Raw genomic sequence first — 2,488 nt, 5'->3', positions numbered from 1 at the left:
TAAGAATGGTACAGGTAGTAATAAGATGAAATATAATAGTGGTATTACATTTTTACCAAATAATAGAAGAAAAATAATAGGAGGATTATAAATTATGTTGAAGTACTTAGGCGAAAATAAAGCGGGTGCAATGATTGTCATTGCTGCAATTGTAGTTGTATTTGGTTGTGGCTTGTTATTTGCAGGTCTATGGTTATCAGGTAACGCAACAATTGCCAGTAGTATATTAGTAGCAACTGGAGAATGTTTTGTATTTGGTGGGGCTATTCTTGGTATCAATTACACTTACAAAGAAAGATTTCAAACATTAAAGAATGAATTATTTAAGGAATTGAAAAAAGAAGATACAGATAGTTCAATTGATAAGTTATAACAGAATATATTAATTGAGGATGGGAAGTACAACCATTATAGTAATAAATGTATAGGATTATAACAAGGATTGAATAGAGGGGCTGCACATGGCAGCCTTTTTTGATTTACTACCAACTGATTGAGAAAATAAAAACTTTGAGAATTATTTTTCTTTGCATATCCTCTAATTTTTCAATTCTTTTAATTTTATTGTTTAGTCGTCTAATTTCAGATAAACAATATTCTATATCTTTCATAGCTTCATCAGCAGATAAAAACGAAATTTCAATTTTAAATAATTCAACCAAAATGTATTTTTCAGTCTCAGTTTTACATTCTTTGAGAAGATGTAGCATTCTATCAATGCGTTTTTTAGCTGATTCCATAAAATTTAAAAGATAAAAAAATAAAGATAAAAAAGGGTTGGAATAAACCAACCCTGAAATTTCAAGAAATTAATTATAAATTACCAAAGTCAATAATTAAGTATTAATCAAACGAATTGATGTATCTTGAAATTTTTTTCCTATATCATTTAATGCTTGTGATAATACTTTTACTTCATCTTTATTGAATGATGCTATTTTCCCATTCACAATATTACCATTTAATTTTTGATAGAACCAATGACGAGATTTTTTAAAATACTGTTGCGCAATTTGAGATACAGATATATATGGTAATATATCTTCTAATTGCTGTTTAACTGTAAGGTATTCAATTAATTCTTCTGCTTCCTTAATAGCTTTTTCAGCACCTTTTTCAAATTGCTTACTAATTTCTTCTAATTCTTGTGGTGTTCGTGCTGCTTGTTCTGCTTTAATTTTTTTATCAAAATTAGCAAAATCTTCATCAGTCTTTAATGTATGCCATTCTGCTAAATATTTTTCAACTTCATTCATAATGTTTATTTTTTATAAGCACCCCTTTCGAGGTGCTTGTTATTAATTACTTCCTTAATTTCAACAAGATAATCAATCTATCAAGTAATCTATCTATTGTTGTCATCATTGCTTTTCTTGATTTGGGATTTTCAATTAAAAGATTCCAATACTTTGAAAAAAACAGTAGGTTTTGTTTGATGTGATTGATTTCTTCTTCAACTTTTTCTTGTTCCATAATTTCAATTCATTAATTATTAATACTCTTATTAACTTTGGTATTACAAATATAATAACCATTTGGATAATATGCAAATTTATTTGAAGAAAAATTATCCATATTATAAAAAAAGTATGGAAATCACACTTGAACAATTACAGGCTATATATCCTTCATCTACAGCAATTAATAGAGAAAAATATATTGAATATTTGAATCAATATATGAACTACTATGAAATCAATACACCCAATCGCATATGTATGTTTTTAGCCCAAATAGGGCACGAATCAGGACAATTAAAATACAATGAAGAACTTGCATCAGGTGCAGCATATGAAGGGCGTAAAGACTTAGGAAATACCCATACTGGGGATGGTCGTAAATATAAAGGTCGTGGATTGATACAAATAACAGGTAGAGCAAATTATAAGCAACTATCTGATGCTTGGGGTATTGATTTCATCAACCAACCTGAATTATTGGCAACACCTGAATTTGCAGTTAAGTCTGCCTGTTGGTGGTGGAACAACAGAAAACTAAATACTATTGCTGATAATGGTGATGAAACTGCATTTAAACGCATCACAAAAATTATAAATGGTGGGTATAATGGGTATGCTGATAGGTTGAATATCTGGAACAGATGTAAGAAAATCAGTACAATCAGTTAAGTTATTTTAACAGTAATTAACATAGTAGTTACCTCTTCCTTAGAAAGAGCAAATATAATAATTAAATTCCTATATACCAAATATTTGGATGGAAATTTTAAAAATCGTATCTTTGTAATGTTGATTCGAGATTGAGTGTACAGCAATTAAGAACAACAAAAATTCCCCAAGACATATATTGAATGTGTTAAATTATTAAAGTTAGATTCTAATGATAATAAATTAATACTAAATCAATTAAGGCGTTAATTGGCAATGGGGGAAAGTATGTCTTGGAAATAATGAACAGAAAATTTATAAACAATAGAGTTTATATTTAATAGTTTATTAAAGCGTTCTTTTACATAACTTTGTGATTT

General features: G+C 28.1%; 5 protein-coding genes. 2 read left to right on the top strand and 3 right to left on the bottom strand.

Annotation, left to right across the window (positions count from 1 at the left end):
* The first annotated feature begins 94 nt into the window (after window positions 1-94).
* Entirely contained in the window at window positions 95-373 is a 279-nt protein-coding gene (locus tag D0T56_RS16440; protein ID WP_185153903.1) for a hypothetical protein, read from the top strand.
* A gap of 109 nt (window positions 374-482) precedes the next feature.
* Here the strand turns inward: D0T56_RS16440 and D0T56_RS16435 are convergent, their stop codons facing one another.
* The 3 genes from D0T56_RS16435 to D0T56_RS16425 all read right to left on the bottom strand — a co-directional run bounded on the left by D0T56_RS16435 (window position 483) and on the right by D0T56_RS16425 (window position 1,473).
* Window positions 483-740, bottom strand: coding sequence for a hypothetical protein (locus tag D0T56_RS16435; protein WP_163321254.1), 258 nt, complete (start codon window positions 738-740; stop codon window positions 483-485).
* A 96-nt stretch (window positions 741-836) separates the two neighbouring features.
* Window positions 837-1,256 (bottom strand): DUF5053 domain-containing protein, encoded by a 420-nt coding sequence (locus D0T56_RS16430; RefSeq protein WP_163321253.1) that lies wholly within the window; start codon window positions 1,254-1,256, stop codon window positions 837-839.
* Window positions 1,257-1,302: 46 nt separating this feature from the next.
* The gene (locus D0T56_RS16425) at window positions 1,303-1,473 is read right to left on the bottom strand and encodes a hypothetical protein (RefSeq protein WP_163321252.1); all 171 of its coding nucleotides are present in this window, start codon (window positions 1,471-1,473) and stop codon (window positions 1,303-1,305) included.
* A gap of 116 nt (window positions 1,474-1,589) precedes the next feature.
* Between D0T56_RS16425 and D0T56_RS16420 the strand changes: the two genes are divergently transcribed.
* On the top strand, window positions 1,590-2,129 hold the full coding sequence (locus D0T56_RS16420) for a glycoside hydrolase family 19 protein (protein WP_163321251.1): 540 nt from the start codon (window positions 1,590-1,592) through the stop codon (window positions 2,127-2,129).
* Window positions 2,130-2,488 lie beyond the last annotated feature (359 nt).

It is taken from the genome of Dysgonomonas sp. 520, assembly GCF_010501095.1.
Taxonomy (GTDB): Bacteria; Bacteroidota; Bacteroidia; order Bacteroidales; family Dysgonomonadaceae; genus QVMP01.
Note: the sequence above shows the minus strand (reverse complement) of the source record. Positions and strands in the feature narration are given on the sequence as shown.

Coding starts and splice junctions, on each gene's coding strand:
- D0T56_RS16440 (WP_185153903.1), top strand. CDS start 95: ATGTTGAAGTACTTAGGCGAAAATAAAGCGGGTGCAATGATTGTCATT.
- D0T56_RS16435 (WP_163321254.1), bottom strand. CDS start 740: ATGGAATCAGCTAAAAAACGCATTGATAGAATGCTACATCTTCTCAAA.
- D0T56_RS16430 (WP_163321253.1), bottom strand. CDS start 1,256: ATGAATGAAGTTGAAAAATATTTAGCAGAATGGCATACATTAAAGACT.
- D0T56_RS16425 (WP_163321252.1), bottom strand. CDS start 1,473: ATGGAACAAGAAAAAGTTGAAGAAGAAATCAATCACATCAAACAAAAC.
- D0T56_RS16420 (WP_163321251.1), top strand. CDS start 1,590: ATGGAAATCACACTTGAACAATTACAGGCTATATATCCTTCATCTACA.